This window comes from Bordetella genomosp. 2 (assembly GCF_002261345.1).
Taxonomy (GTDB): domain Bacteria; phylum Pseudomonadota; class Gammaproteobacteria; order Burkholderiales; family Burkholderiaceae_B; genus Bordetella_A.
Genome location: NZ_NEVT01000003.1, coordinates 419,147 through 437,179, shown reverse-complemented (window position 1 = coordinate 437,179; position 18,033 = coordinate 419,147). Strand labels below are relative to the sequence as shown.

General features: G+C 71.1%; 18 protein-coding genes. 9 read left to right on the top strand and 9 right to left on the bottom strand.

Features of this window, described 5'->3' with window-relative positions:
* Position 1: 1 nt before the first annotated feature.
* Complete coding sequence (purM, locus tag CAL24_RS04140; protein WP_094805796.1) at positions 2-1,051, bottom strand: phosphoribosylformylglycinamidine cyclo-ligase; 1,050 nt, start codon at positions 1,049-1,051, stop codon at positions 2-4.
* A 226-nt stretch (positions 1,052-1,277) separates the two neighbouring features.
* On the opposite strand from purM, the gene hda reads away from it, so the two are divergent.
* Genes hda through CAL24_RS04120 form a run of 4 tightly spaced genes read left to right on the top strand, consistent with a single transcriptional unit; the run spans position 1,278 to position 4,515 of the window.
* A complete protein-coding gene (gene hda, locus CAL24_RS04135; protein ID WP_028356687.1) occupies positions 1,278-1,979 on the top strand; it encodes a DnaA regulatory inactivator Hda in 702 nt (233 codons plus the stop codon).
* A complete protein-coding gene (locus CAL24_RS04130; protein ID WP_028356688.1) occupies positions 1,976-2,674 on the top strand; it encodes an HAD family hydrolase in 699 nt (232 codons plus the stop codon). Before hda ends, CAL24_RS04130 begins: the two co-directional genes overlap by 4 nt.
* A complete protein-coding gene (gene pcnB / locus CAL24_RS04125; RefSeq protein ID WP_028356689.1) occupies positions 2,675-4,030 on the top strand; it encodes a polynucleotide adenylyltransferase PcnB in 1,356 nt (451 codons plus the stop codon).
* Positions 4,027-4,515, top strand: coding sequence for a 2-amino-4-hydroxy-6-hydroxymethyldihydropteridine diphosphokinase (locus CAL24_RS04120; RefSeq protein WP_028356690.1), 489 nt, complete (start codon positions 4,027-4,029; stop codon positions 4,513-4,515). Before pcnB ends, CAL24_RS04120 begins: the two co-directional genes overlap by 4 nt.
* A 48-nt stretch (positions 4,516-4,563) precedes the next feature.
* On the opposite strand, the gene CAL24_RS04115 is transcribed toward CAL24_RS04120, so the two are convergent.
* From CAL24_RS04115 to CAL24_RS04090, 6 genes are all read right to left on the bottom strand, one after another.
* Positions 4,564-5,388, bottom strand: coding sequence for an HpcH/HpaI aldolase/citrate lyase family protein (locus CAL24_RS04115; protein WP_028356691.1), 825 nt, complete (start codon positions 5,386-5,388; stop codon positions 4,564-4,566).
* Positions 5,388-6,584, bottom strand: a complete 1,197-nt coding sequence (locus tag CAL24_RS04110; protein ID WP_094805795.1) for a CaiB/BaiF CoA transferase family protein — start codon at positions 6,582-6,584, stop codon at positions 5,388-5,390. The genes CAL24_RS04115 and CAL24_RS04110 overlap by 1 nt, the downstream gene beginning before the upstream one ends.
* Entirely contained in the window at positions 6,581-7,411 is an 831-nt protein-coding gene (locus CAL24_RS04105; protein ID WP_094805794.1) for an FAS1-like dehydratase domain-containing protein, read from the bottom strand. The genes CAL24_RS04110 and CAL24_RS04105 overlap by 4 nt, the downstream gene beginning before the upstream one ends.
* Before the next feature lie 161 nt (positions 7,412-7,572).
* Positions 7,573-8,370: a 2-(1,2-epoxy-1,2-dihydrophenyl)acetyl-CoA isomerase PaaG gene (gene paaG, locus CAL24_RS04100; protein ID WP_094805793.1), complete on the bottom strand. Its 798-nt coding sequence runs from the start codon at positions 8,368-8,370 to the stop codon at positions 7,573-7,575.
* Positions 8,367-9,485 carry an acyl-CoA dehydrogenase family protein gene (locus tag CAL24_RS04095; protein WP_028356695.1) on the bottom strand — a complete coding sequence of 373 codons (1,119 nt, stop codon included), beginning with the start codon at positions 9,483-9,485 and terminating at the stop codon, positions 8,367-8,369. The genes paaG and CAL24_RS04095 overlap by 4 nt, the downstream gene beginning before the upstream one ends.
* 12 nt (positions 9,486-9,497) lie before the next feature.
* A complete protein-coding gene (locus tag CAL24_RS04090) occupies positions 9,498-10,688 on the bottom strand; it encodes an acyl-CoA dehydrogenase family protein (protein WP_094805792.1) in 1,191 nt (396 codons plus the stop codon).
* Between the two features lie 209 nt (positions 10,689-10,897).
* On the opposite strand from CAL24_RS04090, the gene CAL24_RS04085 reads away from it, so the two are divergent.
* The 5 genes from CAL24_RS04085 to CAL24_RS04065 are packed head-to-tail and all read left to right on the top strand — an operon-like array spanning position 10,898 to position 15,971.
* Complete coding sequence (locus CAL24_RS04085) at positions 10,898-11,299, top strand: Zn-ribbon domain-containing OB-fold protein (RefSeq protein WP_028356697.1); 402 nt, start codon at positions 10,898-10,900, stop codon at positions 11,297-11,299.
* Positions 11,296-12,471 carry a thiolase gene (locus CAL24_RS04080; protein ID WP_094805791.1) on the top strand — a complete coding sequence of 392 codons (1,176 nt, stop codon included), beginning with the start codon at positions 11,296-11,298 and terminating at the stop codon, positions 12,469-12,471. Before CAL24_RS04085 ends, CAL24_RS04080 begins: the two co-directional genes overlap by 4 nt.
* Positions 12,468-13,982, top strand: coding sequence for a class I adenylate-forming enzyme family protein (locus tag CAL24_RS04075; protein WP_094805790.1), 1,515 nt, complete (start codon positions 12,468-12,470; stop codon positions 13,980-13,982). The genes CAL24_RS04080 and CAL24_RS04075 overlap by 4 nt, the downstream gene beginning before the upstream one ends.
* A 50-nt stretch (positions 13,983-14,032) precedes the next feature.
* Positions 14,033-15,001 (top strand): Bug family tripartite tricarboxylate transporter substrate binding protein, encoded by a 969-nt coding sequence (locus tag CAL24_RS04070; RefSeq protein WP_094805789.1) that lies wholly within the window; start codon positions 14,033-14,035, stop codon positions 14,999-15,001.
* Positions 15,002-15,014: 13 nt separating this feature from the next.
* Positions 15,015-15,971 (top strand): NAD(P)H-dependent flavin oxidoreductase, encoded by a 957-nt coding sequence (locus CAL24_RS04065; RefSeq protein WP_028356701.1) that lies wholly within the window; start codon positions 15,015-15,017, stop codon positions 15,969-15,971.
* 25 nt (positions 15,972-15,996) lie between these two features.
* On the opposite strand, the gene CAL24_RS04060 is transcribed toward CAL24_RS04065, so the two are convergent.
* Entirely contained in the window at positions 15,997-16,980 is a 984-nt protein-coding gene (locus CAL24_RS04060) for a Bug family tripartite tricarboxylate transporter substrate binding protein (RefSeq protein ID WP_028356702.1), read from the bottom strand.
* Positions 16,981-17,126: 146 nt separating this feature from the next.
* Complete coding sequence (locus CAL24_RS04055; protein WP_028356703.1) at positions 17,127-18,026, bottom strand: LysR substrate-binding domain-containing protein; 900 nt, start codon at positions 18,024-18,026, stop codon at positions 17,127-17,129.
* Positions 18,027-18,033: the final 7 nt, after the last annotated feature.

The window sequence follows — 18,033 nt, the reverse complement described above, 5'->3', positions numbered from 1 at the left end:
GTCAGACGACGACGGTCTGCGCCATGCCGTCTTTTTGCGCGACGATCTCGCCCAGGCGGCTGACAGTCTCGCCCTGCGCGGTCAGGGTGGCGGCGATGGCGTCGGCCTGGGCGGCGTCGGCGACGATCACCATGCCGATGCCGCAGTTGAAGACGCGGTGCATTTCGGTGTCGGCCACGCCGCCCTGCTGCTGCAGCCACTGGAACAGGCGCGGCATTTCCCAGGCGTCGCGGTGCAATTGCGCCGCCAGGCCGGGCTGCAGGATGCGCGGCACGTTGTCGAGCAGGCCGCCGCCGGTGATGTGCGCCAGGCCCTTGATGCCGCCCTGGTGGGCCGCCAGCGCGGCCAGCACCTGCGTGACGTAGATGCGGGTCGGCGCCATGACCACGTCGGCCAGCGGCTGGCCGTGGAAGTCCTGGTCGGGGCGCGCGCCGGCGCGCTCGAGGATCTTGCGCACCAGCGAATAGCCATTGGAATGGGCGCCGCTGGAAGCCAGCCCCAGCACCACATCGCCCGGCCGGATCGACTTGCCGTCCAGGATCGCCGATTTCTCGACCGCGCCGACCGCGAAGCCGGCCAGGTCGTATTCGCCGTCGGGGCACATGCCCGGCATCTCGGCGGTCTCGCCGCCGATCAGGGCGCAGCCGGCCAGTTCGCAGCCGCGCGCGATGCCGCCCACCACCGCCGCCGCCGTGTCCACCGCCAGCTTGCCGCAGGCGAAGTAGTCCAGGAAGAACAGCGGTTCGGCGCCCTGCACGAGAATGTCGTTGACGCTCATGGCGACCAGGTCGATGCCCACGGTGTCATGGCGATTCCATTCGAACGCCAGGCGCAGCTTGGTGCCGACGCCGTCGGTGCCGGACACCAGCACGGGCTCGCGGTATTTCCCCGGCACCTCGAACAAGGCGCCGAACCCGCCGATGCCGGCCAGCACGCCGGGACGCATGGTGCGCGCAGCAAGGGGCTTGATGCGGTCGACCAGGGCGTCGCCCGCGTCGATGTCGACGCCGGCGTCGCGGTACGTCAGGGGGGCGGAAGGTTGAGTAGTCATGAGAAAAACCGTGGGGTATGTAACAATTGCGGGTTTCAGGGGTGCAGCGCCTGCAATTTTACGATGCCGGGCGCCCTGGCTCGCGCGGGAGGCTTTTCGCGCCGGCGGCGGGCGTGGCTGTGCAGGCCTGGCATGGCCGCCACGCCGCGGCCCGCGCCCAGCCGCCGTCCGATATCCGGCCGGCGCGCGGCTCCTTTGAGTGTGAACAGGCCCTAGATCGTTATTCATGAATCGACAGCTACTGCTCGACGTTCTCCCGGCGCCCGCCCCGACGCTGCAGAACTACATCGCCGGCGCCAACGGCGAGGCGCTGGCGGCCGCGCGCGCGCTGGCGGCCGGACGGGCCCTGTACCTGTGGGGCGCGGCCGGCTGCGGCCGCAGCCACTTGCTGCGCGGCCTGGCGGCGGGCGACGGGGCGGTCTACATCGATGCCCGCCAGGACGCCGGCGCGCTGCGCCGGCTGGCCGACGCCAACAGCGCCGAGCCCATGCCGCGCGTGGTCGCGGTGGACGACGTGCACCGCATGGACGACGCCCGCCAGGCGGGCCTGTTCGCCCTGTACAATCGGTGGCGCGAATGCGCGGCCACCAGCCGCGCATTCGCCTTGGCGGTCGCCGGCGATCGCGCGCCCCTGTCCATGCCGTTGCGCGAAGACCTGCGCACCCGCCTGGGCTGGGACCTGGTCTTCCGGCTCGAGCCGCTGTCCGATGCCGACAAGCTCGCCGCGCTGGCGGCGCAAGCCGCCGAGCGCGGCCTGCAGCTGGCGCCCGAAGTCATCCAGTGGATGCTGACGCATCGCGAACGCGACATCCGCAAGCTCGCCGCCCTGCTCGACGCGCTCGACCGCTATTCGCTGGCCACCGGCCGGCCCATTACCATACCGCTGTTGCGCGCCATGCTGGCAGACCCGGAATCACAAACAACATGACCTCCCGACGACTCGCGCTGTTCGACCTGGACCACACCCTCCTGCCGCTCGACAGCGACTACCAATGGGCCGATTTCCTGGCGCGCACCGGCCGCGCCGGCGACCCCGCCGAGGCGCGCCGCCGCAACGACGACCTGATGGTGCGCTACAACCAGGGCCAGCTCACCGCTGAGCAGGCCGCCGAATTCATGCTGGGGCTGCTGGCGGCGCACACGCCGTTCGAGCTGGCCGCCTGGCACGAAGAATTCATGGCGCAGGTCGTGCGGCCCGACATCACGCCGCAGGCCGTGCGGCTGGTCGACCAGCACCTGACGGCCGGCGACCTGTGCGCGCTGGTCACCGCCACCAACAGCTTCGTCACGGCGCCCATCGCGCGCGCCTTCGGCCTGCCGCACCTGATCGCCACCATCCCCGAGTACCGCGACGGCCGCTACACCGGCCGCATCCACGGCACGCCCAGCTTCAAGGAAGGCAAGGTGGTGCGCGTGAATCAGTGGCTGGGGGACATGGGCCTGACGCTCGCGGATTTCTCCGAATCGTTCTTCTACAGCGATTCGATCAACGACGTGCCGCTGCTCGAGGCCGTGACCCGGCCCGTCGCCGCCAATCCCAGCCCCTCGCTGCGCGAAATCGCGCTGGCGCGCGGCTGGCAGGTGCTCGACCTGTTCGAGCACATGGAAGATGCCAAGTCTTAAATGATCACCGACACCATAAAAAAATTCGTCGGCCGGCTGTTCATGCCGGCTTCCCGGGGGCCGCAGCGCATTGCGCGCGACAAGCACGGCATCGACCGCCGCAACGTCTCGCGCCATGCCATCAAGGTCTGCGAAGTGCTGCGCCAGCACGGCTATGAAGCCTACATCGTGGGCGGGGCCGTGCGCGACCTGATCGTCGGCCTGGAGCCCAAGGACTTCGACGTGGCCACCAACGCCACGCCCGAGCAGATCCGCCCGCTGTTCCGCCGCGCCCGTATCATCGGCCGGCGCTTCCAGCTGGTGCACGTGGTGTTCGGCCAGGAGATCATCGAGACGTCCACCTTCCGCGCGCCCGCCTCGCAGGACGCGGAAACCGACGAGCACGGCCGCATCCTGCGCGACAACGTGTTCGGCTCGCAGGCCGAAGACGCCGCGCGGCGCGACTTCACCATGAACGCGCTGTACTACGACCCGCACACCGAGGAAGTGATCGACTATCACAACGGCGTGCAGGACCTGAAGAAGCGCCAGGTGCGCATCATCGGCGACCCGGTCCAGCGCTACCGCGAAGACCCGGTGCGCATGCTGCGCGCGGTGCGCTTCGCCGCCAAGCTCAACGGCACCATCGACCCCGCCACGCGCAAGCCGATCGGCACCATGGCCTCGCTCATCGAGAACGTGCCGGCCTCGCGCCTGTTCGACGAAATGCTCAAGCTGCTGACCTGCGGCCATGCGATGGACTGCCTGCGCCAGCTGCGCGCCGACGGCCTGCACCATGGGCTGCTGCCATTGCTCGATGTCGTGCTCGAGCAGCCCGGCGGCGAACATTTCGTGGAACTGGCGCTGGAACGCACCGACTCGCGCGTGCGCGCCGGCAAGACCATCAGCCCCAGCTTCCTGTTCGCCGCGCTGCTGTGGCAACAGGTCGAATCGCGCTGGAAGCAGCTGCGCGCCGAAGGCGAGCACACCATTCCCGCGCTGGTGCGGGCGGCCGACTCGGTGCTCGACGAACAGACCGAGAAGCTCGCCATCCAGCGCCGCTTCTCGTCCGACATGCGCGAAATCTGGTTCATGCAGCCGCGCTTCGAGCGCCGCATGGGCAAGACCATCTACCGCATGATCGAACAGCCGCGCTTCCGCGCCGCCTGCGACTTCCTGCAGCTGCGCGCGGCCGCCGGCGAGTTCGACAGCGTGCTGGCGCAATGGTGGATGGACCTGGCCAACGGCGACGACGCCACCCGCGCCGACATGATCGAAGAACTGGCGCGCCTGCCGCGCGACCCGGCCGAAGCCGGCGCGCCGCGCAAGCGCCGCCGCCGCCCGCGCCGCCCCGCCGCGCCGCGCGATCCCGCATGACGCACCCGCCGGTGCGCGCCTACGTCGGCCTGGGCGCCAACCTGGGCGACAGCCTCGCCACGCTGCGCGGCGTCATCGACGAACTGGCCATCACGCCGGGCATCGCGCACTGCCTGGCGTCCCCCTTCTACCGCAGCGCGCCAGTAGACGCCGCCGGCCCCGATTTCATCAACGCGGTAGCCGCCCTCGACACCACCCTGGGACCGCTGGAATTGCTGGATGTGCTGCAGGCGCTGGAGCAGCGCCACGGCCGCCAGCGCCCCTACCGCAACGCCCCGCGCACGCTCGACCTGGACCTGCTGCTGCATGGCGACGCGGTGCTCGACACCCCGCGCCTGGTCCTGCCGCATCCGCGCATGCACCAGCGCGCCTTCGTGCTGGCGCCGCTGCGCGACCTGGCGCCCGGCCTGGTGTTGGCGCAGGGCCCGCTGCGCACGCTGCTGGCGCAACTGGCAGACCAGCCCATCGAACGACTGGCCGATTGAAGACCAGGTGTCTGACTCCGAAGGAGTCGGACACCTGGAACCGGTAGCCTAGGATCGCTCGCCGGCGCGTTCCAGCAACTGGCGCGCCCGCGCGATGACCGGCGCGTCGACCATCTTGCCGTCCAGCATGAACGTGCCGGCGCCGCTGTCGCGGTGCACCGCGACCACGCGGCGCGCCCATTCCAGGTCGGCGGCCGGCGGCGCGAAGGCCTGGTGGATGATGCCGACCTGGGTAGGGTGAATGCACAACATGCCGCCGAAGCCCATGTCGCGGGCGCGGCAGGCGGCCGCGCGCATGCCGGCAGTGTCCTGCACGCCCGGGAACACGCCGTCCAGCGCCGGGGCCAGCCCGGCCGCGCGGCTGCGCAGCAGCACCTGTATGCGGGCGTGGTCCAGCACCACCCCGGCGCCTTCCGAATCCGGCGTCAGGCCCAGGTCGAGCCCGTAGTCCAGGCTGCCGAACGCCAGCCGCTGCACCCCGGGGGTGGCGGCGATTTCCGCGGCGTTGAGCACGCCGGCGGCGGTTTCCAGGATGGGCACGATGTCGATGCCGGTCTGGGCCGCGTGCCGCACCTGGGCCAGCGACTCGGCCTTGGGCAGCATGATCGCCGCCACGCCGGGATGGTTGCGACAGGCCGCCAGGTCGTCGTCGTGCCAGGCGGTCGAGCCGTCGTTGATGCGCACCCACAGGCGCGCCTCGGGATGCGTCCCCAGGAAGTCGCACAGCGCCTCGCGGGCGCTGTCCTTGGCCAGGTGCTCGACCGCGTCTTCCAGGTCGACGATGACGACGTCGGCGCCGGTGGCCAGCGCCTTGGGGATACGTTCGGGCCGGCTGGCCGGCACGAACAGGGCAGTACGGACGACGGAGGGCATTACACCACCTTTGCAGTGCGCAGGCGCGCCACATCTGCGGGCGCGTACCCCAATGATGCTAGCACCGCGTCGGTGTTTTCGCCCACTGCCGGCACGGCGTCCATGCGCGGCGCGAACGCGCTGCTGGAGGCGGGCGGCAGCAGCGCGGGCAGCGGCCCGGCCGGGCTGCCGACTTCGCGCCAGCGCTGGCGCGCCTGCAATTGGGGATGGGCCCACACGTCCTTCATTTCGTTGACGCGCGCGTTGGCGATCTGGGCGGCCTCGAGGCGCTCGGTGACCTGTTCGATGGTCAGCGCCGCGAACGCCTGGACGATCAGGGCGCGCAGCGCCTCGCGGTTGGCCGCGCGGCGCGAATTGGAGGCGAAGCGCTCGTCGTCGGCCAGTTCGGGTTGCGCCAGCACACGCTCGCAGAACACGCGCCACTCGCGCTCGTTCTGCAGGCCCAGCATGATGGTGGCGCCGTCGCCCACCGGGAACGGGCCATACGGATAGATGGTGGCGTGCGCGGCGCCCGCGCGCGCCGGCGGCGGCGCGCCCTCGAAGGCGTAGTACAGCGGGTACCCCATCCATTCGACCATGCTCTCCAGCATGCTGACGTCGAGCCGGCTGCCCAGACCGGTGCGCTGGCGCAGCAGCAACGCGTTCAGGATGCCCGAGTATGCGTACATGCCGGCGGCGATATCGGAAATGGAACAACCCGCCTTGGCCGGGTCCTGCGCCGTGCCGGTCACCGAGACGAAGCCGCTTTCGCTCTGGATGAGCAGGTCGTAGGCCTTCTTGCGCTCATACGGGCCGCCCTCGCCGTAGCCGGAGATGTCGCAGACGATCAGGCGCGGATGGGCGGCATGCAGCGTCTCGAACGACAGGCCCAGCCGCTCGGCCGCGCCGGGCGCCAGATTCTGCACCAGCACGTCGGCCGACGCGAGCAGGCGCTGCATGACCTCGGCCGCCTCCGGGTGCTTCAGGTCCAGCGTCAGGCTTTCCTTGGAACGGTTGGTCCAGACGAAGTGCGACGACAGCCCGCGCACGCGCTCGTCGTAGCCGCGCGCGAAATCGCCCGCGCCGGGCCGTTCGATCTTGATGACGCGCGCGCCCATGTCCGCCAGCTGGCGGGTGCAGAACGGCGCGGCGATGGCGTGCTCGAGACTGATGACGGTGATGCCGTCGAGCGGGCGGACGGGCGTGGCGCCGCTCATGCCGAGAACCTCAGCTGCGCCTGGTGCGCCAGCGTGCCGTCCTGTTCGGCCCACAATTCGGCCAGGCCCGGCTCGGCCACCCGGCCCGCCACCGCGAACGGGGTGGGCGCGATCAGCGGCCGCAGGCCGCGGTACGACAGGTGCTGCAGCGTGGCCGACGGATGGGCGTGGCGGAACGCGGCCACCATCAGCGTGGCGATCATGGGGCCGTGCACCACCAGCCCGGGGTAGCCCTCGGTGCCGGTGACATAGGGATGGTCGTAGTGGATCCGATGGCCGTTGAACGTGACGGCGGAATAGCGGAACAGCAGCACCGGCGACGGGTCGACCGGCTCGCGCCATTGCGCCGCGGGCGGCGCGTCGGTGCCGACCAGCTTGGGCGGCGCCGGCTGGCGGTAGACGATGTCCTGCTCTTCCTCGATGGCCAGCGCCCCGTCCTGATGGTATTCATGGTGCACCGTCACGAACAGCAGCGCCCCGGTGCGGCCGGTCTTCTCGCGCACGTCGGCGACGACGGAACGGCGCTCGGCCGGCACGCCCACGCGCAGCGGCGCATGGAAGGTCACGCGTCCGCCGGCCCACATGCGGTTGCGGTCGTCGGCCGGCGGCAGGAAGCCGCCGCGCGCCGGATGGCCGTCGGTGCCCAGGCCGTTCATCTCGACCGGATTGATGAAATAGGCCCAGTGCCACAGCGGCGGCAGCGCCGCGCCGGCGCCCGGGGCCGGCTCGCCCAGCGTCACCGCGATGCGCGCGGCATGGCTGGCGTCCAGGCCATCGGCCACGGATTCACCGCGGCCCACCCAGGCGGCGGGGTTGGAAGACGTCATGGTTCTTGTCCTTGGCAGTTACAGTGCAGCCGCAAGCATGCCTGAGGCGAACCCGTCTTGGGAATTCGTTTTTCTTCAAGGCCGGGTTCAAGAGACCGGAATCCGCCCGCCCCCGGGCCGGCGCGCCGCCCGCGCGGCGCTCCTTTTGGCGGCAACGGGCCCTAGCGGCCCTGGAATGCCGGCGGGCGCTTCTCGGCGAAGGCGCGCATGCCTTCCAGGTAGTCGTCGGTATAGCCGAGTTCGCGCTGCAGCTCGCATTCCAGGTCGAACTGCTGCTCCAGGGTATGCCCGCTGGAAGCCTGCAGGGCCCGCTTGGCGGCCCCGTAGGCGCGCGTGGGGCCGTTGGCCAGGGTGCGCGCGACCTGCGCCAGAGTGTCGTCGAGCGCGGCGTCGGGGATGCAGCGCCAGATCAGGCCCCATGCCTCGGCCTGGCGGGCCGGCACGGCCTCGCCGAACAGGGCGGCGCCCATGGCGCGCGCCGAGCCCACCAGGCGCGGCAGGAACCAGGTGCCGCCCGCGTCGGGCAGCAGGCCGATCTTGCCGAACGCCTGGATGAAACGCGCCGATTCCACCGCGAACACCACGTCGCAGGCGAGCGCCAGGCTGGCGCCCGCGCCCGCGGCCACGCCGTTGACCACGCACACCACCGGCACCGGCAGCGCGCGCAGGCGCAGGATCAGGGGCCGGTAATGGTTGCGCAGGCCTTCGCTCAGGTCGCGCCGCTGGCCGGCCGGCAGCGGCTTGCGCTCGCCCAGGTCCTGGCCGGCGCAGAAACCCCGTCCCGCGCCGGTGATCACCACGCCGCGCAGCTGTGCGCAGGCTTCCAGCTGGTCGAGCGCGCGCGCCAGCTCGGCGTGCATGACCTGTGTGAAGCTGTTGAGGCGCTCGGGACGGTTCAGGGTGATGAGGCCCACGCCGTCCTCGAGGGTGAAGCGGATCTGCTGGTAATCCGCCGTCATGCCAGCTCCTCGAGCACGGCCAGCTGCTCGGCGCTGTCGCCCAGCAGCTGGTCGATCATGGTCAGGCGCTTGAAGTAGTCGCCGACCTCGAGTTCGTCGGTCATGCCCATGCCGCCGTGCAGCTGCACCGCGCTCTGGGCCACGAAGCGGCCCGCGCGCGCGGCCTCGAGCTTGGCGCTGGCCAGCATGCGGCGCCGCTGCGCGCGGTCCGGCTCGCTGAGCGCCGCGGCCGCCACGTAGGCCATGGACAGGCCCATCTCCTTGGCCACCAGCATGTCGGCCATGCGATGCTGCAGCACCTGGAAGGCGGCCAGCGGCTGGCCGAACTGGCGCCGCGTCTTGAGATACTCGATGGTGATCTCCAGCAGCCGCTCCATGGCGCCGGCCGCGTGCGCGCACAACGCCGCGGTGCCCCACTCGAGCGCGGCGGCCAGGCCCGCGCGGGCCGCCGCGCCGCTGGCGATGACGGCAGCGGCCGGCAAGGGCGTGCGGTCGAAATCGATGCGGGCGCAGCGCGCGCGGTCGAGCGTGGGGGTATCCAGCAGCGTCACGCCGGGCGCGTCGGCGGGGACCAGCAGCAGTTGCGGCTCGCCGGCGGCGTCGCGCGCCGAGACGATCCAGGCCTGCGCCGCGGCGCCGTGCCATACCAGGTGCTTGGCGCCCGACAGCCGCAGCGCGCCCGCGGCATCCGCCTGCAGCCGGCATTGCTCGGGCTCGGTGTCGTAACGCCGGCCCGGCTCCTGGTAGGCCAGCGCCACCACCGCCTCGCCCGCGGCCAGCGCCGGCAGCCATTGCTGCTGCACGGCCGCGTCGGCGCAGGCGGCAATGAGCGTGGCGCCCATCACCGCGCTGGGGATGACCGGCTCGGACACCAGCCCGCGCCCCAGCTCCAGGTGCACCGGCAGCAGGCTGGCGGGCGGCTCGCCGAAGCCGCCGTACGCGGCCGCCACGTTCAGGCCCAGCACGCCCAGTTCGGCCAGTTGTGTCCAGGCGCGCCGGTCGAGCGCGGCCTCGGCGGCGCGCGCGCGCCGCTGCGCGAAAGTCCATTCGTCCTGCACCAGGCGCCGCAGGCTGTCGGCCAGCATGCGCTGTTCTTCGGTATACGCGAAATCCATGGTCGTGTCCCGTTAGAGGCCCAGCATCATGCGAGCGATGATGCCCTTCTGCACCTCGGTGGTGCCGCCGTAGATGGTGGTCTTGCGCATGTCGGCATAGCCGGCGCCGGCCGCCGCGGCCAGCTCCGGGCCGGGGCCGTGGAACGGCGCGTCTGCCTCCATCCAGTCGGGGTCGTACGGCCAGGCGTCGGGGCCGGCGATTTCCATCTGCAGCATGGCGAGATCCTGCTGGATCTCGGAGCCGCGGATCTTCAGCACCGACGCCTCCGGCCCGGGCGCGTCGCCGCGCGCGGCCGCCACCCGCAGCAGCAGCATTTCCAGCGCCATGATGTCGACCTCGACGCGCGAGATGCGGTCGCGCATGCGGCTGTCCTCGAGGATGGGGCGGCCGCCGCGCAGCGTGCGCGCCGCCAAGTCCTTCAGGATGCCCAGCTCGCGGTGGCAGTGCCCCAGCCCGGCGATGCCGGTGCGCTCGTGGCCGAGCAGGTACTTGGCGTAGGTCCAGCCCTGGCCGGCCTCGCCGACCCGGTTGGCGAGCGGCACGCGCACGTTCTCGAGCCAGGTCTCGTTGACATCGTGCCCGCCGTCCAGCGTCTTGATGGGACGGACGCTGACGCCGGGCGACTTCATGTCCACCAGCAGCATGGTGATGCCGCGCTGCGCCTTGGCGTCGGGGTCGGTGCGCACCAGGCAGAACATCCAGTCGGCATACTGCGCCAGCGTGGTCCAGGTTTTCTGCCCGTTGACCACGTAATGGTCGCCGTCGAGCTCGGCGCGCGTCTTGAGCGAGGCCAGGTCGGACCCGGAACCGGGCTCGGAATACCCCTGGCACCACCAGTCGTCGACCCGCACGATGCGCGGCAGGAAGCGCTGCTGCTGTGCGGGACTGCCGTACTTCATGAGCACCGGCCCGATCATGCTCAGGCCGAACGGCAGCAGCCGCGGCGCGCCGGCCTTGAAGCACTCCACCTCGAAAATCAGCCGCTCGATGGCGTTCCAGCCGGTGCCGCCGAATTCCCGCGGCCAGGTCGGGGCGCCCCAGCCCCGGTCGTCCAGGATGCGGTGCCAGCGCACGTAGTCGTCGCGATGCAGGCGCTGGTGCCGCAGCACCTTGGCGCGAATGTCCTCCGGCAGGCGCTCCTGCGCGAAGGCGCGCACTTCTTCCCGGAAGCGCCGTTCCTCGGGTGTCCAGCTCAGGTCCATGTGCAGTCTCCTTGCGGCGTATCTAGCCATGATCGGCGCGCCGGCGCAATCTGGCTTCGCGGAAGCCGGGCTTTTGCCCAACCGAAGCGCGTCCGCCGGGCCGGCAGCGTACTGCCGCGCAAAACCCCTGCTTCGGCAAACAAGAATAGGCAAATCCGGCCCGCTCGCCGGACACTGCACCCACCGCAATACTCCAGTTTCGAGCCATCATGAACCCTTCCAGCCCAGATGACGCGTCGCCCGGCGGCGCCGACCAGCGCTACCGCACCGCGCTGGCGCAAGGTGAATTCCTCATCCAGCGCTGCGCCGCCTGCGCGCGCGCGGTGTTCTACCCCCGCATGATCTGCCCGCACTGCGGCGCGCCCGAGCTGGCCTGGGAAGCGCCCAGCGGCCGCGGCACGGTCTATTCCACCACGGTGGTGCGGCGCAAGGCGGATGCCGGTGGCGACTACAACGTGGCGCTCATCGACCTGGAAGAAGGCGTGCGCATGATGAGCCGCGTCGAAGGCATGGCGCCCGACGCGGTGCGCATCGGCATGCCGGTGCGCGCCGAGGTGCGCCGGCAGGGCGACGCGGGGCTGGTGGTATTCGTGGCGCGGGAGGCGGCATGAGCGACCTGCACTCCCTGCGCGGCGCCGTGGCGGTGGCCGGCGTCGGCCATGCCGGCCTGGGCCGCGCCGACGGCTACACCGAAATGGAAATCCTGGTGCAGGCGGCCCAGCGGGCCGTGGCCGACGCCGGCCTGACCATGCGCGACATCGACGGCATCTGCACCGCCAGCGTGGCCGCGCCGATGTGGGCCATGCCGGTGATCGAGCACCTGGGCATCCGCCCCAGCTTCATCGACAGCACCATGCTGGGCGGCTCCAGCTTCGTGGCGCACCTGCTGCCGGCGCTGCACGCGCTGCAGTCCGGCCAGTGCAACGCGGTGCTGGTGTGCTACGGCAGCACCCAGCGCACCTCGGCGCTCAGCCGCGCCGAGATCGGCCGAGTCCGCAAGAGCTTCGACCCGCAGCCGTACGAGACGCCCTACGAGCCGCTCAGCCCGCTCAGTTCGTACGCCCTGGCGGCGGCGCGCCACATGCACCAGTACGGGACCACGCGCGAGCAGCTGGCCCATGTGGCGCTGGCCGCCAACCAGTGGGCCCAGCGCAATCCCGAGGCCCAGTTGCGCGACCCCGCGACGCTGGACGACATCCTGTCCTCGCGCATGGTGTCGGACCCGCTCACCGTGCGCGATTGCTGCCTGGTCACCGACGGCGCCGGCGCCTACGTGCTGGTGCGCAGCGAGCGCGCGCGCGACCTGCCGCGCAAGCCTGTCTACGTGCTGGGCAACGCCACCGCTGTGTGGAACCGCCAGATCTCGTCGATGGCCGACCTGACCGTCACCGCCGCGCAGGAATCCGGCCGCCGCGCCTTCGCCATGGCGGGCGTGCGGCCGGCCGACATCGACGTGCTGGAGCTCTACGACGCGTTCACCATCAACACCATCCTGTTCCTGGAAGACCTGGGTTTCTGCGCCAAGGGCGAAGGCGGCGCGTTCATCGAGGACGGCGCCATCGCCCCGGGCGGGCGGCTGCCGGTCAATACCAACGGCGGCGGCCTGTGCTGCGTGCATCCGGGCATGTACGGCGTCTTCATCATGATCGAGGCGGTGCGGCAATTGCGCGGCGATTGCGGCGACCGCCAGGTGGCCAATGCGCGCCTGGCGCTGGTGCACGGCAACGGCGGCACGCTGTCGAGCCAGTCCACCGCCATCCTGGGCACGGCGGAGGCGCTGTGACCGCTGCCGCCCTGCCCGCGCGCATTCACCACTTGCTGCAGGACCGCGCCGCGCGCCAGCCGGACGCGGTGTTCCTGTACGAAGAGGACGGCGGCACGCTGAGCTACGGCGCCATGTGGCGGCGCGTCGAGCGGGCCCGCGACTGGCTGGCCGCGCAAGCCGTGCGGCCCGGCGACCGGGTGGCGGTGGTCGGCGAGAACTGCGCCGAGATGGTGCAGGCGCTGTTCGCCTGCAGCCTGCTGGGCGCCTGGCCGGTGGGCCTGAACGCGCGCCTGAGCGCGCGCGAGGTGGAGGTCATCCGGCGCCACGCCGAGCCGGCGCTGACGCTGTACACCAGCCGCGTCTCGCCCGCCGCCGCGGCCCATGCGCAGGCCGCCGGCGCGCGCCCCGCCGACGCCGCCGCGTGGGGGCCCGGCAACCACTGGGCGCCGGCCGAGGGCCGGCCCGCGCCCGAGCGCGGCGAGCTGGCCGGCCAGGTTGCCACGCTGATCTACACCTCCGGCACGACCGGCGCGCCCAAGGGCGTGATGGTGCCGCACCGGGGACTGCTGCATTTCGCGCGCATCTCGGCCGCCTCGCGCCGCCTGGCGGCGGACGACATCGGCTATGCCGCCCTGCCCTTGTCGCACATCTTCGGCATCGCCACGGTGCTGATGGCCACCATCCACGCCGGCGCCAGCCTGGTGGTGCGCAGCCGCTACGACGCGCAGGACGTGCTGCGGGCGCTGGAATCGCCGGGCATCAGCATCCTGCAGGGCGTGCCCACCATGTTCACCCGCCTGCTGGCCGCGGCGCCCGAGCGGCCGCGCGCGCCACGCCTGCGTTACGTGTATACCGGCGGCGCGGCGCTCGACCCGACGCTCAAGCGGGCCACCGAGCGCTGCTTCGGCCTGCCCATGCACCACGGCTACGGCATCACGGAATACGCCGGCTCGCTGTTCATCACCGATATCGACGCGCCGCGCGACGATTGCTCGGCCGGCTACGCGGTCGAGGGCGTGGAGCTGCGCATCGGCGCGCCGGACGCCGGCCCGCCGGTCGCCGGCCGGCGCGGCGACATCCTGGTGCGCGGCCCCGGCGTCATGCTGGGCTATTACCGCGACCCGGCCCAGACCGCGCAGGCGCTGCTGCCGGGCGGCTGGCTCAACACGGGCGACATCGGCTATGTGGACGAGCGCGGCGCGCTGTTCATCGCCGGACGCTCCAAGGACCTGATCATCCGCTCCGGCTTCAACGTGTATCCCGCCGAGGTCGAGGCCGTCATCAACGCCTTCCCGGGCGTGCGGCTGTCGGCGGTGGTGGGCCGCGTCGAAGCGGACCAGAACGAGGAAGTGGTGGCTTTCGTCGAAGCCCGGCCCGGCACGGCCGTGGACTGCGACGCCCTGATGACGCACTTGCGCGCCGAGCTGGCGCCGTACAAGCGGCCGGCGCGCATCATCCCGATAGACGCCATTCCCACCACAGTCAGCGGCAAGATTCTCAAGCAGCCGCTGCGGGACAGGCTGGCCTGAGACGGCTGCGCCAGGGCTCGCCTTATACAAAAACACAAGGAGACAAGCTCATGAACATCCGTACGCTGCTGTGCGCCGTGGCCGCGGCGCTGTGCGCCGCCACCGCCGCCCAGGCCGCCAATTACCCCGACCGGCCGCTGCGCCTGCTGGTGGGCTATGCCCCCGGCGGGCCGGTGGACACCACCGCCCGGGTCTTCGCCAAGTATCTGGGCGACAAGCTGGGCCAGCCCGTGGTGGTGGAAAACCGCGCCGGCGCCAGCGGCATGATCGCCTCCGACGCGACCGCCAAGGCGACGCCGGACGGCTATCTGCTGGGTTTCGCCGCCAGTCCCTCGCTGACGATCTCGCCGCTGGTGCAGAAGAGCAAGCTGTTCGATCCGCGCAAGGATTTCACGCCCATCGGCATGGTGGTCGACTACACCAACGTGCTGCTGATCGGCCCGCAGATCCCGGCCAAGAACGTGGGCGAACTGATCGCCTACGCCAAGGCCCACCCGGATGCCGTCAGCTTCGGGTCGGCCGGCGTGGGCGCGTCCAACCACCTGTCGGCCGAACTGCTCAAGCAGCAGGCCGGCGCCCCCATGCTGCACGTGCCCTATCGCGGCAACTCGCCGGCCATGATGGACGTGGTGAGCGGCAAGATCACGTTCATGTTCGACATCACCAGCACCGCCATTCCGTTCATCAAGAGCGGCAAGGCGCGCGCCCTGGCGGTGACCTCGCGCGAGCGCAATCCCGAGCTGCCCGACGTGCCCACCATGATCGAGGCCGGCCTGAAAGACTATGAAGTGGTCGGCTGGTACGCGCTGATGGCGCCGCCGCGGCTGCCCGACGACATCAAGTCGCGGCTGGCGCGGGCGCTGCGCGAGGTCTCGCAGGACCCGGCGTTCCGCAAGGCCATGGTCGAGGGCGGCTATACCGTCGACGAAGGCGACGGCAAGGCCGTGCAGGCGCGCATCGAGCGCGAATACGCCATGTGGGCCGACGTCATCGAGTCGGCCAACATCCAGACCAACTGACCGGAGCCCGCCGATGTCCGTTCTGCAGTTCCTGCGCGCCACCACTCGCCTGCCGGTGATCGGCGCCCCCATGTTCCTGGTGTCGGGGCCCGACCTGGTGGTCGCGCAGTGCGCCGCGGGCATCATCGGCACCTTCCCGTCGCTCAACGCGCGGCCGCAGCAAGCGCTGGGCGACTGGCTGGCGCGCATCGAGGACGGCCTGGCGGCGCACCGCCAGGCCCATCCCGGCAGCGTGGTGGCGCCCTATGGCGTCAACCTGATCGTGCACCCCACCAACGAACGCTGGCGCGGCGACCTGGATATCTGCGTGGCGCACCGGGTGCCGCTGGTGGTGACCTCGCTGCACGCGCCCGACGCGGTGGTGGAAGCGATGCGGCCTCACGGCGGCCTGGTATTCCACGACGTGACCACGGTGCGGCATGCGCGGCGCGCGCTCGATGCCGGGGTCGATGGCCTGATCCTGGTGGCGGCCGGCGCGGGCGGCCACGCGGGCGCCATCAACCCCATCGCGCTGGTCAACGAGATCCGCGCGTTCTACGACGGCCCGCTGGCGCTGTCGGGCTGCATCAGCCACGGCAAGGATGTGCTGGCGGCGCAGGCGCTCGGCTGCGATTTCGCATACATGGGCACGCGCTTCATCGCCACGCACGAGTCGCTGGCCTCGGACCGCTACCGGGAGATGGTGCTGCGCGCAGGCGTCGAGGACGTGGTCTACACGCCGTTCTTCTCGGGCGTGCCGGCCAATTACCTGGCGCCCAGCATCGTCGCCGCGGGCCTGGATCCCGCCCTGCTCGACCAGTTGGCCGCCAACCCGGTCAACCTGGACAAGCGGACCCGGCCCAAGGCATGGAGAGACGTCTGGAGCGCCGGCCAGGGGGTGGGAGCGGCGCAGGAACTGCTGTCGACGCAGGCGCTGGTGGAACAACTGGCGCGCGAGTACCACGACGCGCGGCGGGCGCTGCTGGAATAGCTTCGCGCCGCCCGCCGCCGGCGGCTCATTCCACCTTGATGCCCGCCTGCTTGATCACCTTGCTCCATTTGTCGAGTTCGGCCTGCAGGAAGGCGCCGAACTGCTCGGGAGTGCCGGGCCTGGGTTCGGCGCCGGCGGCCAGCATGCCCTTGACCGTGGCGGGGTCGGCCAGGACGCGGGCCATGTCGGCGTTGACGCGCTTGATGGTGTCCGCCGGCGTGCCGGCCGGCGCCAGCACGCCGCTCCAGGAATAGGCTTCATAGCCGGGCACGCCGGACGCGGCGATGGTGGGAATGCCCGGGAACAGGGCGGACGGCTCGGGGTTGCCCACCCCCAGGGGACGGATCTTGCCGCCCGACAGATGCGGCATGGCCGACGGGCCGTCGGCGAACATCATCTGCACCTGGCCGCCCAGCAGGTCCTGCATGGCCGGCGCGCTGCCGCGGTAGGGCACGTGCTGGATGCGCGTGCCCGTCATGCTGTTGAACAGCTCTCCCGCCAGGTGCGTGCCGCCGCCGGTGCCCGACGAGCTGAACGACAGTTTGCCGGGGTGCTGCCTGGCGTAGGCGATCAGCTCCTGCACGTTGTTGACCGGCAGAGACTCGTGCACCACCAGCACGATGGGAAACACCGCCGCCATGCCGACCGGCGTGAAGTCGGTCATCACGTCGTAGCTGAGGTTGGCGCGCAGGCTGGGCAGCACGGCATGATGGATGGACGCGAAGAAATAGTGGTAGCCATCGGCCGGCGCCTTGACCGCGGCCTGCGCGCCGACGATGCCGCCCGCGCCGGCCTTGTTGTCGACCACCGTGGGAACCTTCCATAGTTCGCCCAGCGGCTGGGTAGTGAAGCGCGCGGTGGTGTCCACCGGCCCGCCGGGCGGGAAGGGAACGATGAAATTCACGGGGCGCTCGGGCCACTTGGCCGCGCGGGCCGGCACAGGCAGGGAAGCGGCCGCCCAGGCGGCGCCCAGCGCCGCCATCAGGCGGCGGCGTTGCGGATCGTGCATGGTGTGTCTCCGGTTTTCTTGTGAACGCGCGCGGACCCCAGGGCCCGCACGGTGCGCTTATTATTCGCGCGGCCATGCCCGCTTGCCGATTCTTTTTTGCCGAACCCCCCGTTCAGCGCCGGCGCGATGGCGCCGGCCGCCCGCGGTCAAGCGGCCCGCGCCGCCACCCGCACATGCTCGATGAAATCCTCGACGAAGCGCGGCAGGTCGCGCCCGCGCTGGCGGCACAGCAGGCGGTCGCGCTGCGCCCAGGCATCCTGCAGGCGCAGCACGTGCAGCGCCTGCGGGCGGCTGTAGCGCGCCGCGCAGGCGCGCGGCACCACGGCAATGCCGGCGCCGGCCTCGACCATGCGGCACACCGCCTCGAAGCTGCCGACGTGCACCCGCTGGCACAGGCGCTTGCCCAGTCCCGAGGCGATGTCCTCCAGGAAGGTCTGGATCGCGCTGTTGGGGTGGATGCCCACGAACTGGTAGGCGTCGATCACATCGACGAAACGGACCGACTCGAGCTGCGCGAGCGGGTGTCCCAGCGCGGTCACGATGGCCAGCTCGTCGCGGAACAGCGGCATGACGTCCAGGCCGTCCACGTCGATATTGCCCGCCACGATGCCCAGGTCGGCCGCGCCGGCGCGGATCGCCAGCACGATGTCGCCGGAGATCTTCTCTTCCAGCTCGATGTCCACGTCCGGATTCTCGGCCAGGAAGGTGGACATGGCGTCGGCCAGGAACGAATTGGTCGCGGTGGTATTGGCCAGCAGCCGCAGCCGCCCCTTGATGCCGCTGGAATACGGCTGCAGGTCGGCGTTCAGGCATTCGAGCTGGCGGAACACCGCATGCGCGTGCTTGAGCAGCACCTCGCCGGCGGGGGTCAGCGCCACCCCGGTGGCCTGGCGCACCAGCAGGCGGGCCTTGAAGGCCTCTTCCATGTTCTTGATGCGGGCGCTGGCCGCGGGCAGCGACAGGAAGGTGCGCTCGGCCGCGCGCGTCAGATTAAGGGTTTCACCCACGTTCACGAACAAACGCAGGTCGGTCAGGTCGTGTCTCATGTTCCGC